General features: G+C 62.9%; 20 protein-coding genes and 1 tRNA gene. 15 read left to right on the plus strand and 6 right to left on the minus strand.

Features of this window, described 5'->3' with window-relative positions; genetic code table 11:
• Positions 1 to 86: 86 nt before the first annotated feature.
• Positions 87 to 163, minus strand: a tRNA-Arg gene (locus FJ434_RS03230).
• 451 nt (positions 164 to 614) lie between these two features.
• Here FJ434_RS03230 and FJ434_RS03235 point away from each other — a divergent pair.
• From FJ434_RS03235 to FJ434_RS03260, 6 genes are all read left to right on the plus strand, one after another.
• On the plus strand, positions 615 to 1,460 hold the full coding sequence (locus FJ434_RS03235) for a cytochrome c oxidase subunit II (RefSeq protein WP_140508210.1): 846 nt from the start codon (positions 615 to 617) through the stop codon (positions 1,458 to 1,460).
• Positions 1,461 to 1,514: 54 nt separating this feature from the next.
• Positions 1,515 to 3,290: a cbb3-type cytochrome c oxidase subunit I gene (locus tag FJ434_RS03240; RefSeq protein ID WP_140508212.1), complete on the plus strand. Its 1,776-nt coding sequence runs from the start codon at positions 1,515 to 1,517 to the stop codon at positions 3,288 to 3,290.
• Complete coding sequence (locus FJ434_RS03245) at positions 3,287 to 3,991, plus strand: cytochrome c oxidase subunit 3 (RefSeq protein ID WP_140748594.1); 705 nt, start codon at positions 3,287 to 3,289, stop codon at positions 3,989 to 3,991. Before FJ434_RS03240 ends, FJ434_RS03245 begins: the two co-directional genes overlap by 4 nt.
• A gap of 39 nt (positions 3,992 to 4,030) precedes the next feature.
• Entirely contained in the window at positions 4,031 to 4,753 is a 723-nt protein-coding gene (locus tag FJ434_RS03250; protein ID WP_027145445.1) for a heme-copper oxidase subunit III family protein, read from the plus strand.
• Between the two features lie 9 nt (positions 4,754 to 4,762).
• Positions 4,763 to 5,146 carry a cytochrome C oxidase subunit IV family protein gene (locus tag FJ434_RS03255; RefSeq protein WP_140508216.1) on the plus strand — a complete coding sequence of 128 codons (384 nt, stop codon included), beginning with the start codon at positions 4,763 to 4,765 and terminating at the stop codon, positions 5,144 to 5,146.
• Between the two features lie 104 nt (positions 5,147 to 5,250).
• Positions 5,251 to 5,721 (plus strand): aminoacyl-tRNA deacylase, encoded by a 471-nt coding sequence (locus tag FJ434_RS03260; RefSeq protein WP_140508218.1) that lies wholly within the window; start codon positions 5,251 to 5,253, stop codon positions 5,719 to 5,721.
• A 132-nt stretch (positions 5,722 to 5,853) separates the two neighbouring features.
• On the opposite strand, the gene FJ434_RS03265 is transcribed toward FJ434_RS03260, so the two are convergent.
• Positions 5,854 to 6,714: a DUF2189 domain-containing protein gene (locus FJ434_RS03265; RefSeq protein ID WP_140748596.1), complete on the minus strand. Its 861-nt coding sequence runs from the start codon at positions 6,712 to 6,714 to the stop codon at positions 5,854 to 5,856.
• A 326-nt stretch (positions 6,715 to 7,040) separates the two neighbouring features.
• Between FJ434_RS03265 and FJ434_RS03270 the strand changes: the two genes are divergently transcribed.
• The 4 genes from FJ434_RS03270 to xth all read left to right on the plus strand — a co-directional run bounded on the left by FJ434_RS03270 (position 7,041) and on the right by xth (position 9,391).
• The gene (locus FJ434_RS03270; protein ID WP_140508222.1) at positions 7,041 to 7,427 is read left to right on the plus strand and encodes a cytochrome c family protein; all 387 of its coding nucleotides are present in this window, start codon (positions 7,041 to 7,043) and stop codon (positions 7,425 to 7,427) included.
• Positions 7,428 to 7,750: 323 nt separating this feature from the next.
• Positions 7,751 to 8,086: a hypothetical protein gene (locus FJ434_RS03275; RefSeq protein ID WP_140749027.1), complete on the plus strand. Its 336-nt coding sequence runs from the start codon at positions 7,751 to 7,753 to the stop codon at positions 8,084 to 8,086.
• Entirely contained in the window at positions 8,083 to 8,346 is a 264-nt protein-coding gene (locus FJ434_RS03280) for a hypothetical protein (RefSeq protein ID WP_140748598.1), read from the plus strand. Before FJ434_RS03275 ends, FJ434_RS03280 begins: the two co-directional genes overlap by 4 nt.
• A 268-nt stretch (positions 8,347 to 8,614) precedes the next feature.
• Positions 8,615 to 9,391, plus strand: a complete 777-nt coding sequence (gene xth, locus FJ434_RS03285; protein WP_140748600.1) for an exodeoxyribonuclease III — start codon at positions 8,615 to 8,617, stop codon at positions 9,389 to 9,391.
• 309 nt (positions 9,392 to 9,700) lie between these two features.
• Here xth and FJ434_RS03290 read toward each other — a convergent pair whose 3' ends face one another.
• Both FJ434_RS03290 and FJ434_RS03295 read right to left on the minus strand, forming a co-directional pair.
• Complete coding sequence (locus tag FJ434_RS03290) at positions 9,701 to 10,624, minus strand: DUF1003 domain-containing protein (RefSeq protein WP_140748602.1); 924 nt, start codon at positions 10,622 to 10,624, stop codon at positions 9,701 to 9,703.
• Between the two features lie 170 nt (positions 10,625 to 10,794).
• Positions 10,795 to 11,688 carry a D-alanyl-D-alanine carboxypeptidase family protein gene (locus FJ434_RS03295; RefSeq protein WP_140715514.1) on the minus strand — a complete coding sequence of 298 codons (894 nt, stop codon included), beginning with the start codon at positions 11,686 to 11,688 and terminating at the stop codon, positions 10,795 to 10,797.
• A gap of 259 nt (positions 11,689 to 11,947) precedes the next feature.
• Between FJ434_RS03295 and FJ434_RS03300 the strand changes: the two genes are divergently transcribed.
• The 5 genes from FJ434_RS03300 to FJ434_RS03320 all read left to right on the plus strand — a co-directional run bounded on the left by FJ434_RS03300 (position 11,948) and on the right by FJ434_RS03320 (position 16,899).
• Positions 11,948 to 12,379 (plus strand): nuclear transport factor 2 family protein, encoded by a 432-nt coding sequence (locus FJ434_RS03300; RefSeq protein ID WP_140748604.1) that lies wholly within the window; start codon positions 11,948 to 11,950, stop codon positions 12,377 to 12,379.
• A gap of 291 nt (positions 12,380 to 12,670) precedes the next feature.
• Positions 12,671 to 14,485: a methyl-accepting chemotaxis protein gene (locus tag FJ434_RS03305; protein ID WP_140748607.1), complete on the plus strand. Its 1,815-nt coding sequence runs from the start codon at positions 12,671 to 12,673 to the stop codon at positions 14,483 to 14,485.
• A 122-nt stretch (positions 14,486 to 14,607) separates the two neighbouring features.
• Positions 14,608 to 15,705 (plus strand): hypothetical protein, encoded by a 1,098-nt coding sequence (locus tag FJ434_RS03310; protein WP_140748691.1) that lies wholly within the window; start codon positions 14,608 to 14,610, stop codon positions 15,703 to 15,705.
• A gap of 142 nt (positions 15,706 to 15,847) precedes the next feature.
• A complete protein-coding gene (locus FJ434_RS03315; protein WP_140748694.1) occupies positions 15,848 to 16,468 on the plus strand; it encodes a nucleoside triphosphate hydrolase in 621 nt (206 codons plus the stop codon).
• Between the two features lie 104 nt (positions 16,469 to 16,572).
• A complete protein-coding gene (locus tag FJ434_RS03320) occupies positions 16,573 to 16,899 on the plus strand; it encodes a hypothetical protein (protein ID WP_140748697.1) in 327 nt (108 codons plus the stop codon).
• Between the two features lie 26 nt (positions 16,900 to 16,925).
• On the opposite strand, the gene FJ434_RS03325 is transcribed toward FJ434_RS03320, so the two are convergent.
• On the minus strand, positions 16,926 to 17,630 hold the full coding sequence (locus FJ434_RS03325; protein ID WP_140748700.1) for a glutathione S-transferase N-terminal domain-containing protein: 705 nt from the start codon (positions 17,628 to 17,630) through the stop codon (positions 16,926 to 16,928).
• A 241-nt stretch (positions 17,631 to 17,871) separates the two neighbouring features.
• The gene (locus FJ434_RS03330) at positions 17,872 to 19,080 is read right to left on the minus strand and encodes a beta-ketoacyl-[acyl-carrier-protein] synthase family protein (protein WP_140748703.1); all 1,209 of its coding nucleotides are present in this window, start codon (positions 19,078 to 19,080) and stop codon (positions 17,872 to 17,874) included.
• Between the last annotated feature and the right edge of the window lie 3 nt (positions 19,081 to 19,083).

Consider the following 19,083-nt stretch of genomic DNA (forward strand, 5'->3'; position numbering starts at 1 on the left):
ACTCCAAAACCCCTTCGGGCCAAAAGTGTTACCCATGTCTCCGGTATAAACCGTAACCTATGTGTCCGGAACGGACCGGGTTGAACTGGCGCACCCGACAGGATTCGAACCTGTGACCTCTGCCTTCGGAGGGCAGCGCTCTATCCAGCTGAGCTACGGGTGCTTTCAGGACAAAGGGTCCGGAAAACGAACCAGCCGGTGAACCGGCAAGTCACGGCTTCTTAGCGGAAGCGGGCGCGGGCTTCAACGGGCAATTGAGGATTGGAGATTTCCCCTCGTAAGGCGAGGACCTTGCCGCGTATGGCGCTCGCCTCTCCGTGTCCGCTTCGCCGAGCCACCTGCCGGCGAGCCACGGGTCTCGCCCGTCCTTCGGAACCCCACTCCGCCGGGGCTAAGGAACCCGAGCTTTTGCGAGGGCGCTTCTTCCGGTCAATCCGCGCTGTCCCTCGCTGCCCCGCCTCGCTCTTCACCATCCGCCGCGCGCGCCTCGCCCCTGCGAAGTATGACGTTCCCCCCGCCAGCCACCTCCCCTAGTATTTCCGAAGTAAGTCGCGCATAATGGGCGCGGCCTTCCTGCGGGACAGAGTCCCTCGGAACGCCGGGAGGAACCGAGGATGGCCGTTGTGCTCGTACTCGTTCTGATTGTCGTCGGCTCGGTGCTGTTCCATGTGCTGAGCCCTTGGTGGTGGACGCCGATAGCCTCCAACTGGGGCTATATCGACAGCACTCTCGTCATCACATTCTGGATCACCGGGACGGTCTTCTCCGCTGTCGTGCTGTTCATGGCATATTGCGTGTACCGCTTCCGGCACAAGGAAGGGCAGAGGGCGCACTACGAGCCCGAAAGCAGGAAGCTCGAATCCTGGCTGACCGCGGTCACCGCTGTCGGCGTCGCGGCATTGCTGGCGCCTGGGCTGTTCGTGTGGAGCCAGTTCGTCACCGTTCCCAAGGACGCGACCGAGATCGAGGTCGTTGCGCAGCAATGGCAATGGAGCTTCCGCTTGCCTGGCGCGGACGGCAAGCTTGGCACCTCGAACGCCCGGCTCATCGGTTCCGAGAACCCGCTTGGCATCAACCCGCAGGACCCGAACGGTCAGGACGATGTCGTCGTCGTGGCGACCGATCTGCATCTGCCGATCGGCAAGCCGGTCAAGGTGTTGCTGCGCTCGATCGACGTGCTGCACGATTTTTACGTGCCGGAGTTCCGCGCCAAGATGGACATGGTTCCGGGCACCGTCACCTATTTCTGGTTCACCCCCACCAAGACAGGGAGTTTCGAAGTTCTTTGCGCCGAGCTTTGCGGCGTCGGTCACGCTTTCATGCGTGGCGTCGTGAAGGTCGACACCCCAGAGGATTATCTGGCTTGGCTGCAGCAGCAGTCGACCTTTGCCCAGATGTCGGCACCCGCCAAGGTGGGCGTGCTTGCCGCACCGGCGACGGCACAGGCGAAGGCAGAGTAAGGCATCAATGAAACCGGCCCCGAGGAGGACCGGAAAGAGCGGAGAGGTTCAGGGATGGTTGACGTCACGCCTCATGGAGCAGACTTCATTCCGGCCGCGGAAGTGGCGGAGGTGGAACTCTATCACCCGCACAGCTGGTGGACGAGATACGTCTTTTCACAAGACGCCAAGGTCATCGCCATCCAATATGCCGGCACCGCGCTGTCCATCGGGCTCGTCGCGCTGGTGCTGTCCTGGCTGATGCGCCTGAAGCTTGGTTTTCCCGACACTTTCGCGTCCATCTCGCCGGACATGTATTATCAATTCATGACCATGCACGGCATGATCATGGTGATCTACCTCTTGACCGCGCTGTTCCTTGGCGGCTTCGGCAATTACCTCATTCCGTTGATGGTCGGCGCACGCGACATGGTGTTTCCCTATGTCAACATGCTGAGCTACTGGATCTATCTGCTTGCCGTTCTGGTGCTCGTCGGCAGCTTCTTCGCGCCGGGGGGACCGACAGGCGCCGGTTGGACGCTCTATCCGCCGCAAGCCATTACCTCAGGCACGCCCGGCGGACAGGATTGGGGCATCATCCTGATGCTCGTGTCGCTGATCCTGTTCATCATCGGTTTCACCATGGGCGGCCTCAACTATGTGGTGACCGTGCTTCAGGGTCGCACGCGCGGCATGACGCTGATGCGCCTGCCGCTGACCGTCTGGGGTATTTTCACCGCCACGGTCATGGCGCTGCTGGCCTTCCCGGCGCTCTTCGTCGCCTGCGTCATGATGCTGTTCGACCGCGCGATCGGTTCGAGTTTCTTCATGCCGGCGATCGTGGAAATGGGCGCCAACCCACTACCGCACGATGGCGGCAGCCCGATCATGTTCCAGCATCTGTTCTGGTTCTTCGGCCATCCTGAAGTCTACATCGTGGCGCTGCCCGCCTTCGGCATCGTCTCCGACCTCATCAGCACGCATGCGCGCAAGAACATCTTCGGCTATCGCATGATGGTGTGGGCTATCGTCAGTATCGGCGCGCTCTCCTTCGTCGTCTGGGCGCACCACATGTATGTCTCGGGCATGCATCCCTATTTCGGCTTCTTCTTCGCCACCACCACGCTGATCATCGCCATCCCCACCGCCATCAAGGTCTACAATTGGGTGCTGACATTGTGGCGCGGCGACATCCACCTGACCATCCCGATGCTGTTTGCGCTCTCTTTCATCGTCACCTTCGTCAATGGCGGGCTGACCGGGCTGTTCCTCGGCAACGTGGTGGTCGACGTGCCGCTGTCGGATACGATGTTCGTCGTCGCGCATTTTCACATGGTGATGGGCGTGGCGCCCATCATGGTGGTATTCGGTGCGATCTATCATTGGTACCCCAAGATCACCGGCCGGATGCTCAACGAGGCGATGGGCCGCTTCCACTTCTGGGTGACCTTCATCGGTACCTACATGATCTTCTTCCCGATGCACTATGTCGGGCTGGTCGGCGTGCCGCGCCGCTATCCCGAACTCGGCGATACGGCCTTCGTCCCGCCTTCGGTGCATACGCTGAACGCGTTCATCACCGTGGCCGCGCTGGTCGTCGGCTTCGCCCAGATGGTGTTCCTGTTCAACCTGCTGTGGAGCATTCGCCATGGGCGGCCGGCAGGCGGCAATCCGTGGCGGGCGACGACGCTCGAGTGGCAGACGGCCGGCACGCCGCCGCCACACGGCAATTTCGGCAAGGAGCTGCCGGTGGTCTACCGCTGGGCCTATGACTATAGCGTGCCCGGCGCGCCGGAAGACTTCATTGCACAGAACGATCCGCGCCCATTGACGCAAGGCGGCCCCGCATGATCGTGATCCTGATCTTGCTGTCCGCCGTAACCGGCGTTGTCGGCTGGTGGCTGTCGCGCCAGCGGCTGATGTCCAAGCCGTGGCTCGAGGCCGGGCCGGTCACGGCGTTTCCGCAGACGGAAGCGTCGCTCATGCATCCGGCTAAGATCGGGCTCGGCGTGTTCCTTGCCGTGGTCGGCGCGCTCTTCGCGCTCATGATCAGCGCCTATGTCATGCGCATGGACTATGCCGACTGGCAGGCCGCTCCAGCCCCGAGGCTGCTGTGGCTCAACACCGCCATGCTGGTGCTGGCGAGCTCGGCGCTGCAAGGCGCGGTGTCTGCCGCGCACAAAGCCCGACTGGACAATCTCCGGCTCGCCCTTCTCGCCGGCGCCCTGGCATCGGTGGCTTTCCTGGCTGGGCAATTGCTCGCCTGGCGCGATTTCGCCGCCGAAGGCTATTTCGCGACAGAGAACCCGGCCGCCAGCTTCTTCTATCTGCTGACCGCGATGCACGGCCTTCACATCATCGGCGGATTGGTGGCGCTCGGCCGGGTCAATGTGCGCGCATGGCAAGGTGCCCGGTCCGGAGGCCTCGTTCTGTCGACCGAGCTCTGCGCGATATACTGGCACATCCTGCTTGCCGTCTGGCTGGTGCTTTTCTGCGTGCTCATGGGCTGGGCGGATAACGTGATCGACATCTGCCGGGGGCTCTTGACCTAGACGGCCGCGCGACGGGCCGTACCGAAGGAGGAAATGCTCATGGCCGAGACCACGCTGGAACACGCCGCACCGGTCGCTCCGCGGCCGCCAGGCCTGCGCGGCATCGCGGCCGACTGGTCGTCCGACCAGAGGGCGTTCAAGAACGTCTCCTGGGGCAAGGCGATGATGTGGATATTCCTGCTCAGCGACACTTTCATCTTTGGCTGCTTCCTGTTGTCCTACATGACCGCGCGCATGTCGACGACGGTGCCTTGGCCCAACCCGAGCGAGGTTTTCGCGCTGCATCTGTTCGGCAGCGACATTCCGCTGATCCTGATCGCGATCATGACCTTCGTACTGATCTCGTCGAGCGGCACGATGGCGATGGCGGTCAATTTCGGCTACCGGCACGATCGCAGGAAGACGGCGGTGCTGATGCTCGTCACCGCCGCGCTCGGCGCGACCTTCGTCGGCATGCAGGCTTTCGAATGGACGAAGCTCATCACCGAGGGCGTGCGGCCCTGGGGAAATCCCTGGGGCGCCGTGCAATTCGGTTCATCCTTCTTCATGATCACCGGGTTCCACGGCACCCATGTCACCATCGGAGTGATCTTCCTTTTGATCACCGCGCGCAAGGTGTGGCGCGGCGACTTCGAAGCCGGCGCGCGCGGGTTCTTCACCAGCCGGCGCGGCCAGTACGAGAGCGTCGAGATCATGGGGCTCTACTGGCACTTCGTCGACCTGGTGTGGGTATTCATCTTCGCATTCTTCTATCTTTGGTGAGGTGGAGCGATGGCACAGGCAGAAGCGCGCGAACACGGGCTGCATGGACACGCTGCTCCCGCCCAGGCGGTGGGGCACGCGGAAGGCCAGCAGCACCCGATCAGGCTTTATCTCGTCGTCTGGGGCTGGCTGTTCGTCCTCAGCGCCGGCTCCTACAGCATCGACTATTTCGGCCTCCAGGGCTATCTCAGATGGGGGCTGATCCTCACCTTCATGATGCTCAAGGCAGGGCTGATCGTCGCCGTATTCATGCACATGGCCTGGGAGCGGCTGGCGCTTGCCTATGCGATTCTGGTGCCGCCGCTGCTGATCCTGGTGTTCGTGTGGATCATGGTTCTCGAGTCCGGCTACACCGAGCTGACCCGTGTCCTGTCATTCGGCATGGGGCCATAGAGGCTCGCCGGATCGCGTTTCTTCGTTGACAGGAAAAATGACGGGAGGACAATGGTTGCCACGTTCTCTGACGCGTCCCCACCTCCAACAGAAAGGCGCCTACGATGACGATCGCAAGGAAACTCCAGGACTATATGGCCGGCAAGGGCATCGCCTACGATACCGTTGCCCACCACCGAACCTCGACCAGCAGCCAGACGGCGCAGGCAGCGCATGTTCCGGGTCGACGACTCGCCAAATCGGTGCTGGTCCATCACGAGATGGGCTATGCGCTGGCGGTGGTTCCGAGCAGCCACCGGGTCGAGTTCAATACGTTGCAGGACGTGGTCGACAGGCGGCTTGGCCTCGCTTCCGAAGATGAAATCGGCGAGGTGTTCAGCGACTGCGACATTGGCGCCGTGCCGCCCTTGGGCGCCGCCTATGGCGTGCCGGTCATTCTCGACGAAAGCTTTGGCGCGGAAGACGACGTCTATTTCGAAGCCGGCGATCACAAGACGCTGGTGCATGTCACGGGCGGCGACTTCCGCAATCTGCTGAGGGATGCGCGGGTCGCTCGCTTCAGCCATCCGGCGTGAACCAGAAGCGATCGCCTCTTTACAGGGTGGGCGCCCTCCTTCGTCGAGCAATCGGCGGCAAGGCGGCGCCGCCTCTATTTTGTGCATGTCGTTGCCGCGTCACCCTTGCGCGCATGCATTGGGCAAGTCGGATCAGCTCCCTTTGCGTGTTTTTGTCTTGGCTGGGGCAGGAGCAGGAGCAGGAGCAGGGGCTGGCGCCGGTTCGATCAGCTTGCGGTAAAGGTGCCAGGTCGAATGGCCGAGCACGGGCAGGACCACGGCCAGCCCGACGAGCAGCGGCAGCGAGCCGAGACCCAGCGCAACCGCGACGATGAGACCCCACAGCAGCAGCGGCACGGGGTTCGTTATGACCGCTCGCGCCGAAGTCTCGACAGCCGCATAGGCGCCGATGTCGCGGTCGAGCAGCAGCGGGAAGGCGACGACCGTGGTGCTGAGCACGACAAGGGCAAACAGAAAGCCGATGAGGTTGCCCAGAATGATCAGCGTCCAGCCGCGCTGCGTGGTCAGCACATCTGCGATAAAGCCGAAGAACGATGCCGGCGCGGCGTCGCCATAGAGGTACCCATAGAGCGCGCGCGCGGTTACCAGCCAGGCGATGAACAGCACCACCAGCATGACCCCGAGAGCGGCGATAGCCGGCATGGCGGGCGATTTTCGGACGTCAAAGGCATGTCGCCACGACGCGTCGAGTTGCTGTTCGCGCCGGCGGCTGATCTCGTAGAGGCCAAGCGCGGCGAAGGGGCCCAGAAGCGCGAAGCCGGTCATCAGTGGATAGACGAGCTGAAGCGCGTTGCCGCCGGAGCTCCAGGTGATCAGCACGATACCGGCAACCGGATAGATCAGGCATAAAAAGACGTAGTGCGAGGGTTTTTCCCAAAAATCGTCAAATCCCCGGCGAAGCGCGTCAAAAACATCCGCTACCCCTATCCGGCGGATAGCGGGATGTTCGAGCTTGCTGCCGGTGCCTGCTGCGTAGACATGGAAATTTGCCATGACCATTCCTCCAGGATCGGGCCCGGTTCGGTCGCGGCTTTCGGTGCTGCCGTCTGCGTGACTGGCCACGCGAAACCGCGACCTGCACCGCCGGGATCATAGCATTGTTCCCAGGCCTTGTCGCGTTCGGCGGCCCGGTCTGCAACCAAAATACGGCGTGATGCGTTACCCTGCGCGGCATTGTAGCGCGTGGCGTCGAAAAGGAGCCATGCAACCCGCTAGGTTTAGCTTTATGCATGTCGCTGTCCCAAAACCAAGGTTACTTTCGGGCGACATGCGATAGCATCCACGGCGCCGACAGCGCCGATTTGAGGGAGGAGAATGCCATGAGACTGACCGCGGCCCTTCTTGCAATTTCATTTATCGCGACCACTCCGGCCTTTGCAGCGGGCGATGCCGATGCCGGCAAGAAGATCTTCACCAAATGCATGGTCTGCCATGAAGCGGCGACCGACAAGGACAAGATCGGTCCATCCTTGCACGGCGTCATCGGCCGAAAGGCAGGTTCGCTGCCGAGCTTCCAGGCCAAATATTCCGACGCGATGAAAAAGGCGGGTGCAGGCGGCCTGGTCTGGGACGAGGCCAATATCGCTGAATACATCAAGTCGCCGAAGACAAAGGTGCCCGGCAACAAGATGCCCTTCGCCGGGCTCCCGAACGATGCCGACATCGCCAATGTGATCGCCTACCTGGAAGCCGCCGCCAAGCAGTAGAGGGCGAGCCCGGCGGAACTGGGATGCCTGAGCCTTTGCTGGACTCGGAGGCGGGTGATGCTTGCCGAGCCGGGGCGAATTCATGCCAGAGTCATGCGAAAGTTGCCGCACCCGAGGCGATCAGGGCGGACCCGCCCGAAAGGCTTCGCAACTCCCCTAGGCCCCCAATATACCGTTCTTACGCGGGCGAAGCGCGCGCGCAGCCTCAGACACAATTCAGAAATAAACCAGAAAAATTCCAGAAATCGTTCGGGCGTAGAATTGGCTGGAGAGGGTTTCATCGGCTGCCGCAGCGCGGCACTTGTTCGGATTGGCGACAAGCGATGCAAAGGTTCTCGACCAGCTTGATGAGTGCGTTGCTCGGCGTTTCGCTCGCCACCGGTCCGGTCGAAGCTGGCGAGGCAAACGTTGCGGCGACCCGCACCGAGCGCTGCATCAATCTCAGCCGCCAAGTTGACGAAGCCCTCGAAACCCATGCCGCGTCAAGGCAGGTCACCGCGGCGAAGGCACTGCAAAGAAGGGGAAACCGGTTCTGCGCCAACATGAAGCAGGCACAGGGAATCCGAATGCTCGCAAATGCTGTGAAGCTGCTTGGCGTGACGCCGATCGATCCCGATGCAGCGAAAACCGACCTGCATAGCAAGGAGAAAAAACCATGAAAAAGTCCCTTCTCTCCGCCCTCGGTCTCGCCGTTGCCCTGGCTTTGTCGATGCCCGTTCCCGGCACCGCCGCCGCCACCAAGACAACCGCTCCAGCTGCGACCGCAACGAGCACGATGACCAAGACGGCAACGGCTGCGAAGCCGCACCAGAACAGCGCTGTGGCCAGGAAGGCTTGCAAGCCGACCAAGAAGCACAAGTGCCCGGTGAAGCACAAGAAGCACACCGCGAAGACCGCGGCGTCTAAAAAAGCCTATTAACACCGCTATGCCATGAGAAGGCTGTTCCATTTGCATTCGGTTGGGGCAGCCTTTTCCATGGTGGCCGACGCGGAGCGGCCCATTGGCTCTCCGGCTGCTTCGGTGGACGCCCTTTGCGAGTTGCTCACGGCGCTTCCTGGACCGATTTGTCCAAGGCCAAGAAACAACTGCATCCGGTTCCGTTGAACCTCCCGATTTTGCACTTAGACCGGGATCGTAGTAACCCGCCCGGCGTTGAGAGGCGCGGCCTGGCCTACGGAAAGTTAAAATGACCCGCATCGCAACCTTCAACGTGAACGGCGTCAACGGCCGCCTGCCCGTGCTGCTCAAATGGCTGGATGAAACCGCGTACGACATCGTCTGCCTTCAAGAGCTCAAGACATCCGACGACAAGTTCCCTGCCGACGCGATCAGGAGCGTCGGTTACGGCGCAATCTGGCACGGCCAGAAATCTTACAACGGGGTAGCTATTCTCGCTCGGGGAGCAGAACCACTGGAACGTCGGCGCGGGCTGCCCGGGGATCCAGACGACACGCACAGCCGCTACATCGAGGCCGAGGTGAATGGGCTTGTCGTGGGTTGTCTCTATTTGCCCAACGGCAACCCGGCGCCAGGTCCAAAATTCGACTACAAGCTCCGCTGGTTCGATCGCCTGATCAGCTACGGCCAGCTGTTGCTTGGAGACGGCGCCATGAGCATTCTCTGCGGCGACTACAACGTCGTTCCAACCGAAATCGACGCCGTGGTGCCCCGACGGTGGCTAGGGGACGCGGTGTACTTTCCGGAGAGCCGGCAAGCCTACGCCGAAATGCTCGGGAATGGTTGGATCGATGCCGTCCGGCGCATCCACCCCGAGAAGGGCATCTACACCTACTGGAACTTCTCATACCGGGGCGGCTACGATCGAAGCTCCGGCCTCCGAATGGACCATCTGCTCGTGAGCCCTTCCCTTTCGGACAAACTCCGCGATGCCGGCGTGGACGTCGAATTGCGCGGCTGGGAGAAGCCAAGCGACCATGCGCCAGCTTGGATCGAGCTCGATTGAGTACTAAGGCAAATTCCAGGAAAAGTGCGTTTGCGTAACGCAAAGAGTGCGTCGGCGACTACCTTCATGAGCCGAAGCATCCTGTCCGCCCCTAAAAGGGCGGCCATCGAACCTGTGACTTTGGGCTTCGAAGGGCAGCGCCCTATCCAGCTGAGCTACGGCTGCTTTCAGGACAAGAGTCCGGAAAACGACCAGCCGGTGAACCGGCAAGTCACGGCTTCTTAGCGGAAGCGGGCGCGGCTTCACGGGCAATTGGCTGCGTTGCGAACTTGGCTTGGTAGCAGAGGCCTCCTCCGCTGCGCACCACCCTCACGCTCCCGCCGGGCTCTTCACCGGCCGCCGTGCGCGCGTCGCCCGCTTTGCCTTCTTCGCACTCGCCAGCTCATGCATCGCATCGAGCTGCATCTGCTGCATCTCGGCCAGCCGCGTCCATTGGCGCGAGATGAGGTAGTCGAGTTTTTCGTGCAGGTGGCGCACTTCGAGCTCGGCCTTGAGGTTGACGCGGTAGTCGTTGAAGGAGCGCAGGCGGTCCTTCACCTCCTGGCGCTTCTGGCTCATCATGATGATCGGCGCCTGGATGGCGGCGATGCAGGAGAGCAACAGGTTGAGCAGGATGAAGGGGTAGGGATCGAAGGCGCCGGTCGTGCCCTCGAAGAGGTTGATGCCGATCCACACCAGAAGCACGCTGCCGAACGAGATCAAGAACCACCAGCTGCCGCCAAAGGCGGCCATGCCGTCGGAGACGCGGTCGGCGAACGTCCGGTGCTCCTCGAATTCTTCTTCACTGTTTTCCGAAATCGTGTCTTGCCGGGCGATCGATTCCACCACCTGGCGGTCGAGCTCGGAGAACTCGCCGTGCTCCTGCTGCAGCAGCTCCTCCATGTAGCGCATGCGATAGCGGCCGAGCTCCTCGCGGCTGATGCGCGCGCCCTTGGGCAGGTCCGGGTGGTCTGCATGGATGCGGTCGGCGAGGCTCGGGCGCAGCGTGTCGATGCGCACAAGGTCGCGCTTGCGGAACTTGCGGCCTGAGATCGCCGATGGCTTTTTCTTCGGCTTCAGCCGCGATGCGCCGGAGCCTGATGGTTCGGAGTCCGGCACTTCTGGCGTGTCGAAATGCTCGTCGGAAACCTCGTGCAAATCCTCCTGCGTGGTCGGCGCCTCGAAATACTCGCCGCCGCTGTCGTTCTCATTGTCGGCCGACTTCTGCTCGGATGCCTTGGGAACGGTGCTCATGATGGGCTCCTGCTGTCGTGCTTGTTTAGAATACGCCATGGCGGCGGGGCATATCCACTGTCGGATTTCTCAGCCTATGCCACGTCTTCCGCACGATTGCGTGACAGTCGCAAGACGATAGCCGGCTGCGAGTCTTTGGATGACGAAGAGATGGGGAGGCCCCCCTCACCTCACTGCTGTTCGGCGAACATCAGCCTGGTCTTGGTGTCGGCCATGGTAGGCGACAGGCTGCGCTGGATCAGCGCTTCGACATGGTCGTTGCGCTGGCGGGCGCTGTCGGCGCCCATCACCACCACGATCAGCTGGCGGCCGTCGGCATCGTAGGAGGTGACGATGTTGAAGCCGGAAGCCCTGATGTAGCCGGTCTTGATGCCGTTGACGCCGCGCACGCGGCCGAGCATGTCGTTGTGGCCGCGCACCAGCCTGCCGCGGAACATGAAGTCGCTTTCGGAGAAATAGTGGAAATGCTGCGGGAAGCGCCGCTGCAACGACATGCCGAGCACAGCCATGTCGTGCGCGGTCGTCATCTGGCTGTCGTCGGGCAGGCCGGATGCGTTGCGGAAGGTGGTGCTGCTCATGCCGAGTTGGCGCGCCTTGGATGTCATCATGGCGGCGAACTGGTCTTCCGAGCCGCCAAGATATTCGCCCACCGCCACCGCCACGTCATTAGCCGATTTGACGACGATGGCGCGGATGGCGGAATCGACGTCGATCGTCTCGCCGCGCCGGAAACGCATCTTGGTCGGCGGCTGCGAGGCTGCGTGGTCGGAAACCGGGATCTGCGTCTCCTTGGTGACGCGGCCGGTCTCCATCGCCTCGAACAGCAGATAGAGCGTCATCATCTTGGTCAGCGAGGCCGGATAGCGCTGCGCCGTCGAGTTAACCTCGAACAGCTGCTTGCCGCTCCGTCCATCGACGACGATGGCCGCGTATTTCTGCGGCGGCGCCGGCACGGCCAGCACGCTGTCGGGCGGCGCGGCCGTCGTGCAGCCGGCGAACAACACAGCAAATGCCAGGGCTGCAAACAACTTCTGGAGGAGCGGAAGGGGGCGCAAGGGGGGCAAGGGCAAGTCTGTTCTGCTTGGGTTAAGGCGAAGCTAAACTAACGCGTGAGTAGCGTCCATTTGGTTAATGGCTGTTAGCCCCAGGTTTGTGAGCTTGGGTTTCTCGACCCCGCGACGAACCAAAGCTTACAAGCCGCCGTGAAATCGCCCGTTTGGGTCGCGGTGTCTGGCGTCATGTCTCGTGAGACAGAGCGAGCGTATTCGATAGCAGAGGATTTTGGAGTAGAGTTCGCTTTTCAGATCAGACGAGGGCGGTAGGATGTTGGCTTCCGACCTAGCGAAATTTATCGAGCAGGATCATCTGGCTTTGGGTGCTTTTGTGAAGGGCGACCCTGAGCCTCTGAAAAACCTCTACTCGCGGCGGGATGACGTGATAATCGCCAACCCGTTCGGTCCACCGGCCAAGGGGTGGATAAAGGCGGCCGAGACCATGGATCGGGCTGCTACCAACTACCGAGACGGCGAGGTCATCGGCTTTGAACGAATCGCCGAGTACGCGACAGCGGACCTAGGCTACATCATCGAAATCGAGCGGCTTCAATCCAAAGTCGGCGGCGCGGACAAACTGGTGCCGATTGCGCTTCGGGTCACCACCATCTTCCGACAGGAGGATGGCGCGTGGAAGATCGTCCTTCGCCACGCCGATCCGATAACCTCAGCGCGGCCGGCAGCGACCGTAGTTGGGCAGTAGAAGGTTTGCTCGCTCAGGAAGGTTCGTGCCCACCCGGACCTAAGGTCCGAAGCGCCCCGCCGATGTAATCGGCAATGCCGTACGCGTCATGCGCATTTCGACAGTCGAGGAGGAAGACCCTCCTGGATGATCTTTGCGAAAAGATGGACGCCGCAGCCCCCAAACCCGGCAGACGCGGGTTGCTCAACGACTAAATTTTCAAACCGGGACACTACCTTTTCCTGTCCTTGCTTGCCAATGCGGCGTTTCCCGTGGGAAGGAAACGGCAAGGGGCGGCTTGGGGGGCTTGGCATGACGAATATCGGGGCTGGCGGCGCTGCGCCGTCGCTTATCAGGGCATCGCTCAGCCGCACCGGCAAATGGGCAGGCAGCATCGCCTTCATCGGCGGTGCCGTGTCCGACATCCTCAACCCGCTGGCGCCGTTCGCGGCCTATATCGCACTGGCCGCCTCGATCGCGGCGGTCATCATCGCCATCGCCATCGTGCTGCGGCTGGTGCTGGCGGCCAAGGCGCTGCCGGCGCTGGTGTTCGCCACCAGTGCGGCGGCCGTCGCCGGCGGCGTCTATGCCATGCAGAAGGAAACTAATTCGCAGAACGGGCTGATCGCCGGCCTGGTGCCTGTTGTTGCCGGGCTGCAGCAGTCGATGGGCATCGTCTCGGCCAAGGTCGCCAGGATCGTGCAGACCGTCACCGAAACGCAAAAGACGGTCGAGCAGGTCAAGAAATCGACCGACACGGTTGCCCAGAAAACCGATCAGATCGCGTCCGCCCAGCAGCAGCAAACCGCGCAAGGGGTCGAGACGCAAAAGGCCGTCGAAGCGGTCAAGCAGACCACGGAAACGCTCGCAGCCGGCCAAAAACAGCAAGCGGCCCAGTCCGAAAAGCTGCAGGCGACGACCGAGCAGATCGCCGCCTCGATCGACACGATAGCCAAGGGGTTTGCGACCTTGGCCGCGCAAGGCGGCGCCATCGCCGAGCCGAAGCGGCCGGACGAGTTCTACCACAATGCCCGCGTCTACGAGTTGTCGGGCGACATGCTCAACGCGCGGCGCTCCTACCTCGTTTTTGCCGGCTTCGATGTCGATGCCATCGATCCCTACACGCGCTTTGCCACGCTGCTCAGGGTCCAGGACGGCAAGGCCGGGGCCCGCGAAGTGTTCGGTCAACTGGCCGACAAGGGCAAGGCGCTGTCGATCAAGCTGGTGCATGTCATGCAGTTCGACGATGCGCAGCGGCTCGACAAGCTCAGCGCCTTCATATCGGCCAATCCGGACTTCGCGCCGGCCTATTACCTCCAGGCGCAGGAGTTTTCGGAAGATCGTCTCGGCAGCCAGACGCTGGCCGACAAGCGCAGCGAAGCCCAGGCGCTGACCAAATTCGTCTCCTATGAAAAAGAAGGCGGGCTGCTCAAATATTTCGTCGACCAGACCCAGCTTGCCGACTGGCTGGACCGCAGCCGCAGCCGGTTGGCGGCCCTTGGCGACGTGCTCAACCCTGCCCGCTTCGCGCCTTCGCTGACGCCGATGCGCTCCAACCAGGGCTGGTCGATGACCATTTCGCTGCCCGAGCCGGCGACCGCGATATCCTGGCGTCTTGGCGGCACCGGCCCCTTCACCGACACCGGCCTGCTGGCGCTCAACGACCAGCGCACCGGCAAGCCGATACCCAATCCGAGTTTTGAATTGCCCGACAGCACGGCGGCGACCACGATCGGGATCAAATATCTCGACATCAGGGGACGCGAGACCGGCCCGTTCGACATCCGCTTCGATCCGGATGCCGCCCTGCAACAGGGCAACAAGCAGATCCTCGACCAGTTCTGGACGTCGTGGATCGCCTTCGACGCCAGCGGCAATCATGGGCTGGTCTATTTCACGCAGATGCTGTCCTACCGCTGCGCCATCAAGGAGGTGCATTACAGCCTGAACGGCGCCACGCTCGACAAGGCGCTTCCCATGCCGCCTTGCAATGCCAAGGATCCCTACGCCATCCCCAGTGATTTCCAGCCCTATTTCAAGGTCGCCGACAGCGTGAAGTCGATGTCGGTGCAGGTGACCTATACCGACGGGACAAAATCGCCGGTACGGGACTACAAGCGGCAATAGGGCTGGCACCTTCGGCGTGTAGAGAGGTGGACGCAAATCTGATGCAAAATGCGCGCCCGCGCGCTTGCGCTGCGCGCCGAACGGGTTCTTCTTGGCACCCGTCAGATTCGGGTGAGAACGCCATGGATACAGTCACGATCAAGGCCAGGGGCATTTCGGTTTCGCTCGACCTCATGGTCGGCCACATCGCCGACATGACAATCGAGAGCGGCGGGCGCCAATTGCGGCCACTGCACCGCGCACCCTGGGTCGACGCAAGCGAGACGCTGCCTCCAGACCTGCCGCAGGGCACCGTCCGGCTCTCTGGCGACTTTCTCTGCGCGCCGTTTTCGCGCAGCGATGTCGAGGAGGCGCCGCTGCATGGCTGGCCGGCCAACAGCGCCTGGGATGTGGTGGACAGCGGCACCACGGGTGGCGGCTGGCGCGCCATCTTCCGCCTGCGGCACAAGGTGATGGGCGCCAGCGTCGACAAGATTCTCACGCTGCGCGACGACCATCCTTTCCTCTATCAGGAACATGTATTTTCCGGCGGATCCGGCGCGATCTCGGTCGCCCATCACCCGATGACGGCGATGAAAGGCGGCGGCAGGCTGGCTTTCTCGCCGAAGCGGTTTGCCGCCACGCCAGCCGATCCGCTGGAGCCGGACCCCGCGCGCGGCCGCTTCATGCTCGCGTATCCGGCGCGGTCGTCCGATCTCGACCATTTTCCTGCTGCCGGCGGCGGTACGCTCGATCTCACGGACTACCGCATGGATGACCGGCGCGAGGATTTCCTCACCTTGGTCGAGGCCGACCATGGCGGCCCGGGCTGGACCGCGCTTGCGCGCCACGCCGAAGACGATCTGGTGCTGGTGCTCAAGAACCCGGCCGAACTGCCGGTCACCATGCTGTGGTTCAGCAATGGCGGGCGCGACTACGCGCCGTGGAGCGGCCGCCATCTCGGCGTGCTCGGCATCGAGGATGGGCGAACCGCGATTGGCCACGCCGCCTCGCTCGGCGACAACTGGCTGAAGCGCGAGGGCGTGGCGACGACATTCGCGCTCGGCGAGCGCCGCGGCGTCTCGTTCCGCCATGTCATCGGTGCGTTGCCGCTGTCGGGCGGCGAGCCCCCGCGGGAGATCACCACGGCGGATGGCCGCCTGCGGCTGGCTGGCGCCGCGGCATCGGAGGTCCCGTTCGACAGCGAATTCCTGCGTATCGGCCTGCCACCGGCAAGCTGAAGGGCAAAGCCGTAAGGGATTAATCGCACTCGCCAGCGCTGACTTCCACAATTGTTCGCTCTAAATCGTGCAAATCGCGGTTTGAAATCTCCTGCGACTGCCGACAAGATGCGTCCAAAATCCTGCGGAAGGAGCCAACACAATGTCCGAAATCGCCCACCTCGCCGCCACCATCTTCAAGCGCGCCGGCAAGGCGAAGCGCTTCATCGTCGCCATTGCCGGACCGCCGGGCGCCGGCAAGTCGACACTATCGGCAAGCCTGCATGACCTTTTGCCGGAAGGCGCGGTGGAAGTCGTGCCCATGGACGGCTTCCACTATGACGACATCGTGCTCAACGCGCGCGGCCTGCGCGCGCGAAAGGGCGCGCCCGACACGTTCGACTTCGGCGGCTTCGAGACGCTTTTGAAGCGCATCCGCGCCGGCGAGGCCGAGATCGCCATTCCGGTCTTCGACCGCGGCATGGAATTGTCGCGCGCTGCCGCGGCGATCATCGGTGCCGAGACCAAGTTCATCCTGGTCGAAGGCAATTACCTGCTGCTCGACGAGGAGCCGTGGTCGCGCCTGGCACCGCTGTTCGATTTCTCGATCTTCGTCGACGTGCCGCGCAATGAGCTCGAACGCCGCCTGATGGAACGCTGGCACGAGCATGGCCGTTCCGAGGCGGATGCGCGCGCCTGGATCGCCTCCAATGACATGCCCAACATCGAACGGGTGCTGGCACGGCGCCGGGCGGCCGACCTGGTCATTGGTGAACCCGGTTAAGGTCGATTAACCTGTTTAATTTTCAGTATTTTTCGGCGGGAACTTTAAGACTTACAAGACGTTATCCCGATCAGGCAATCATGCCAGAAGAGGGATTCCGTCCGATGGCAACCAAGGCAAAAAAGCCCAGGGGCAAGTCAGCCCAACCGAAGGCGCCGCAATCCACGGCCGGGGCCAGCCCGGCGGTCGCCCAGCGCTCCAAGGATACAAAGGCCTTCGGCAAGGCGCCGCCGAAAAAAGTCGTGCCAGGTAGCGCGTCGAAAGCAGCCGCCAAGTCCGCCCACGCGAAGAAGCCGGCCGCCAGCGGCGGCTCGAAGGTTCGCGCCGCAGCCAATGTTGCCGCCGGAGCGGTGGTGGCCACGGCGCGGGGTGTGGCGTCTCTTGCCGCCTCCGTGGTCGGCAGGGGCGGACCCAAGGCGAAAGCAAAGTAGGGACGCGCTTCCCAAGGGCCGGAGGTTCAGCTCCGCGCCGGAATGGTCAGGCCCTTCTCTACCGCTGGCCGCGCCAGGCCGCGCTCAAGCCACGCTGCCAGATTGGCGAAATCATCGAAACCGACCAGATCGCGCGCCTCGTAAAAGCCGATCAGGTTGCGCACCCAGCCGAGCAGCGAGATGTCGGCGATGGTGTAGTCATTGTCCATGATCCACTTGCGGCCCTTCAGCCTGACGTCGAGAACGCCGAGCAGGCGCCGTGATTCGTCGCGGTAGCGCTCCAGCGGTCGCTTGTCGGCGATCTCGCGGCCGGCGAATTTGTGGAAGAAGCCGACCTGGCCGAACATCGGCCCAATCGCCGCCATCTGGAAGAAGACCCACTGGATCGTCTCGTAGCGCCGCGCTGCATCCGCTGGGATGAGCAGGCCGGTCTTTTCAGCGAGGTAGAGCAGGATCGCACCGGATTCGAACAGGCCGATCGGCTTGCCGTCCGGGCCGTTGGGATCGATGATCGCCGGAATCTTGCCGTTGGGATTGAGCGACAGGAATTCAGGCGTCCAGCTCTCGTTCTTGCCGATGTTGATCAGATGCGGCTCATAGGGCAGGCCGATCTCCTCCAGCGCGATCGATATCTTCACTCCGTTCGGCGTCGTTGCCGAATAGAGCTGGATCTGGTCCGGATGCTTGGCCGGCCAACGGGTTGCGATCGGAAAGGCGGACAAGTCGGCCATCGAGAACTCCTGAGGGGGGATTTGCGCCAAGCGGCGCGATGTCGGCGGGGTCGGCCAAAGAATTAGGGCTGCGGCGCGGCCGGATCAACATGCGGCGACGCTTCACCATGCACGGACAGTCAATCGATCCGAACCGCCCGGGCAGGTAGTGACCGCCCCGGGCAGGTAGTGACCGCCCTGGGCAGGTAGTGACCGCCCTGGGCAGGTAGTGACCGCCCTGGGCAGGTAGTGACCGCCCGGATTAGATGGCCTTGAAGGCCAGCACCGCATTGGTGCCGCCGAAGGCAAAGCCGTTGCTGACGGCGGCGCGCACCTTGCGCTCGCGCGCGACATTCGGCGTCACGTCGAGATCGCAGTCGGGATCGGCCTCGCGGTAATTCGCCGTCGGCGGCACGACGCCTTCGCGGATCGCCATGACGCAGGCGATCATCTCCAGCCCGCCCGAGGCGCCTAGGCAATGCGCGTGCATCGACTTGGTCGAGGACACGGAGAGCGCCCGCGCATGATCGCCGAAGACGCGCTTGATCGCGAGGGTTTCGATCTGGTCGTTGGCCTTGGTGCCGGTGCCGTGCGCGTTGAGGTAATCGACATCCTCGGGATTGAGCCCGGCATCGGCCAGGCAGAAGCGCATCGCGGCTTCCGGGCCCTCGACGGTCGGCGCGACGATATCGGAGGCATCGGCCGAAAGGCCCGCGCCGGCAATCTCGGCCAAAATGGTGGCGCCGCGCGCCACCGCGTGTTCGTAGCTTTCCAGAACCGCCATGCCGGCGCCTTCGCCCAGCACCAGCCCCTGGCGGTCGGCCGAGAACGGCCTGCACGTGTCGGGCGAAAGCACGCGCAGCGCCTCCCAGCCCTTCAGCACGCCCCACACCAGCGGCGCATCGGTGCCGCCGGCCACCATGACGTCGGCGCGGCCGAGCCTGATCTGGTCGACCGCCGAGGCGATGGCATGATTGGCCGACGAACAGGCCGAAGTGACGCCGAACACCGGTCCGCGCAAACCCAGATGCATGCTGATCTGGCCGGCGGCGGCGCCCGGCATGACCCTGGGAACGGTGAAGATGCCGGCGCGATTCTTGCCCTCGATCAGGATGGCGCGATAGTTCTCCTCGACCGTCTCGAACCCGCAGACGCCAACACCGACAATGGTGCCCATCCGATAGGTATTGTCCGCATGCGGGATCAATCCGGACTGCCGCATGGCTTCTTTCGCAGCGATCACCGCCAAGAGGCTGAAGCGATCCATCGACACCAGTTGCTTGCGCTCGATGCCGTGATCCGGCAGCGCTTTGATCTCGCAGCCGGTCTTGACCTTCAGGTCGTGCAGGAAGGGATTGTCGATCGGGCCGATCGCTGACCGGCCGGCCCGCAACTCGGCCCAGATTGCCTGCGCATTGGTGCCCAATCCGCACAACCCGCCGATGCCGGTAATGACGACGCGCTTCAGCATTCG

Origin of the sequence: Mesorhizobium sp. B2-5-13 (assembly GCF_006440535.1) — a bacterium.
Classification (GTDB): domain Bacteria; phylum Pseudomonadota; class Alphaproteobacteria; order Rhizobiales; family Rhizobiaceae; genus Mesorhizobium; species Mesorhizobium salmacidum.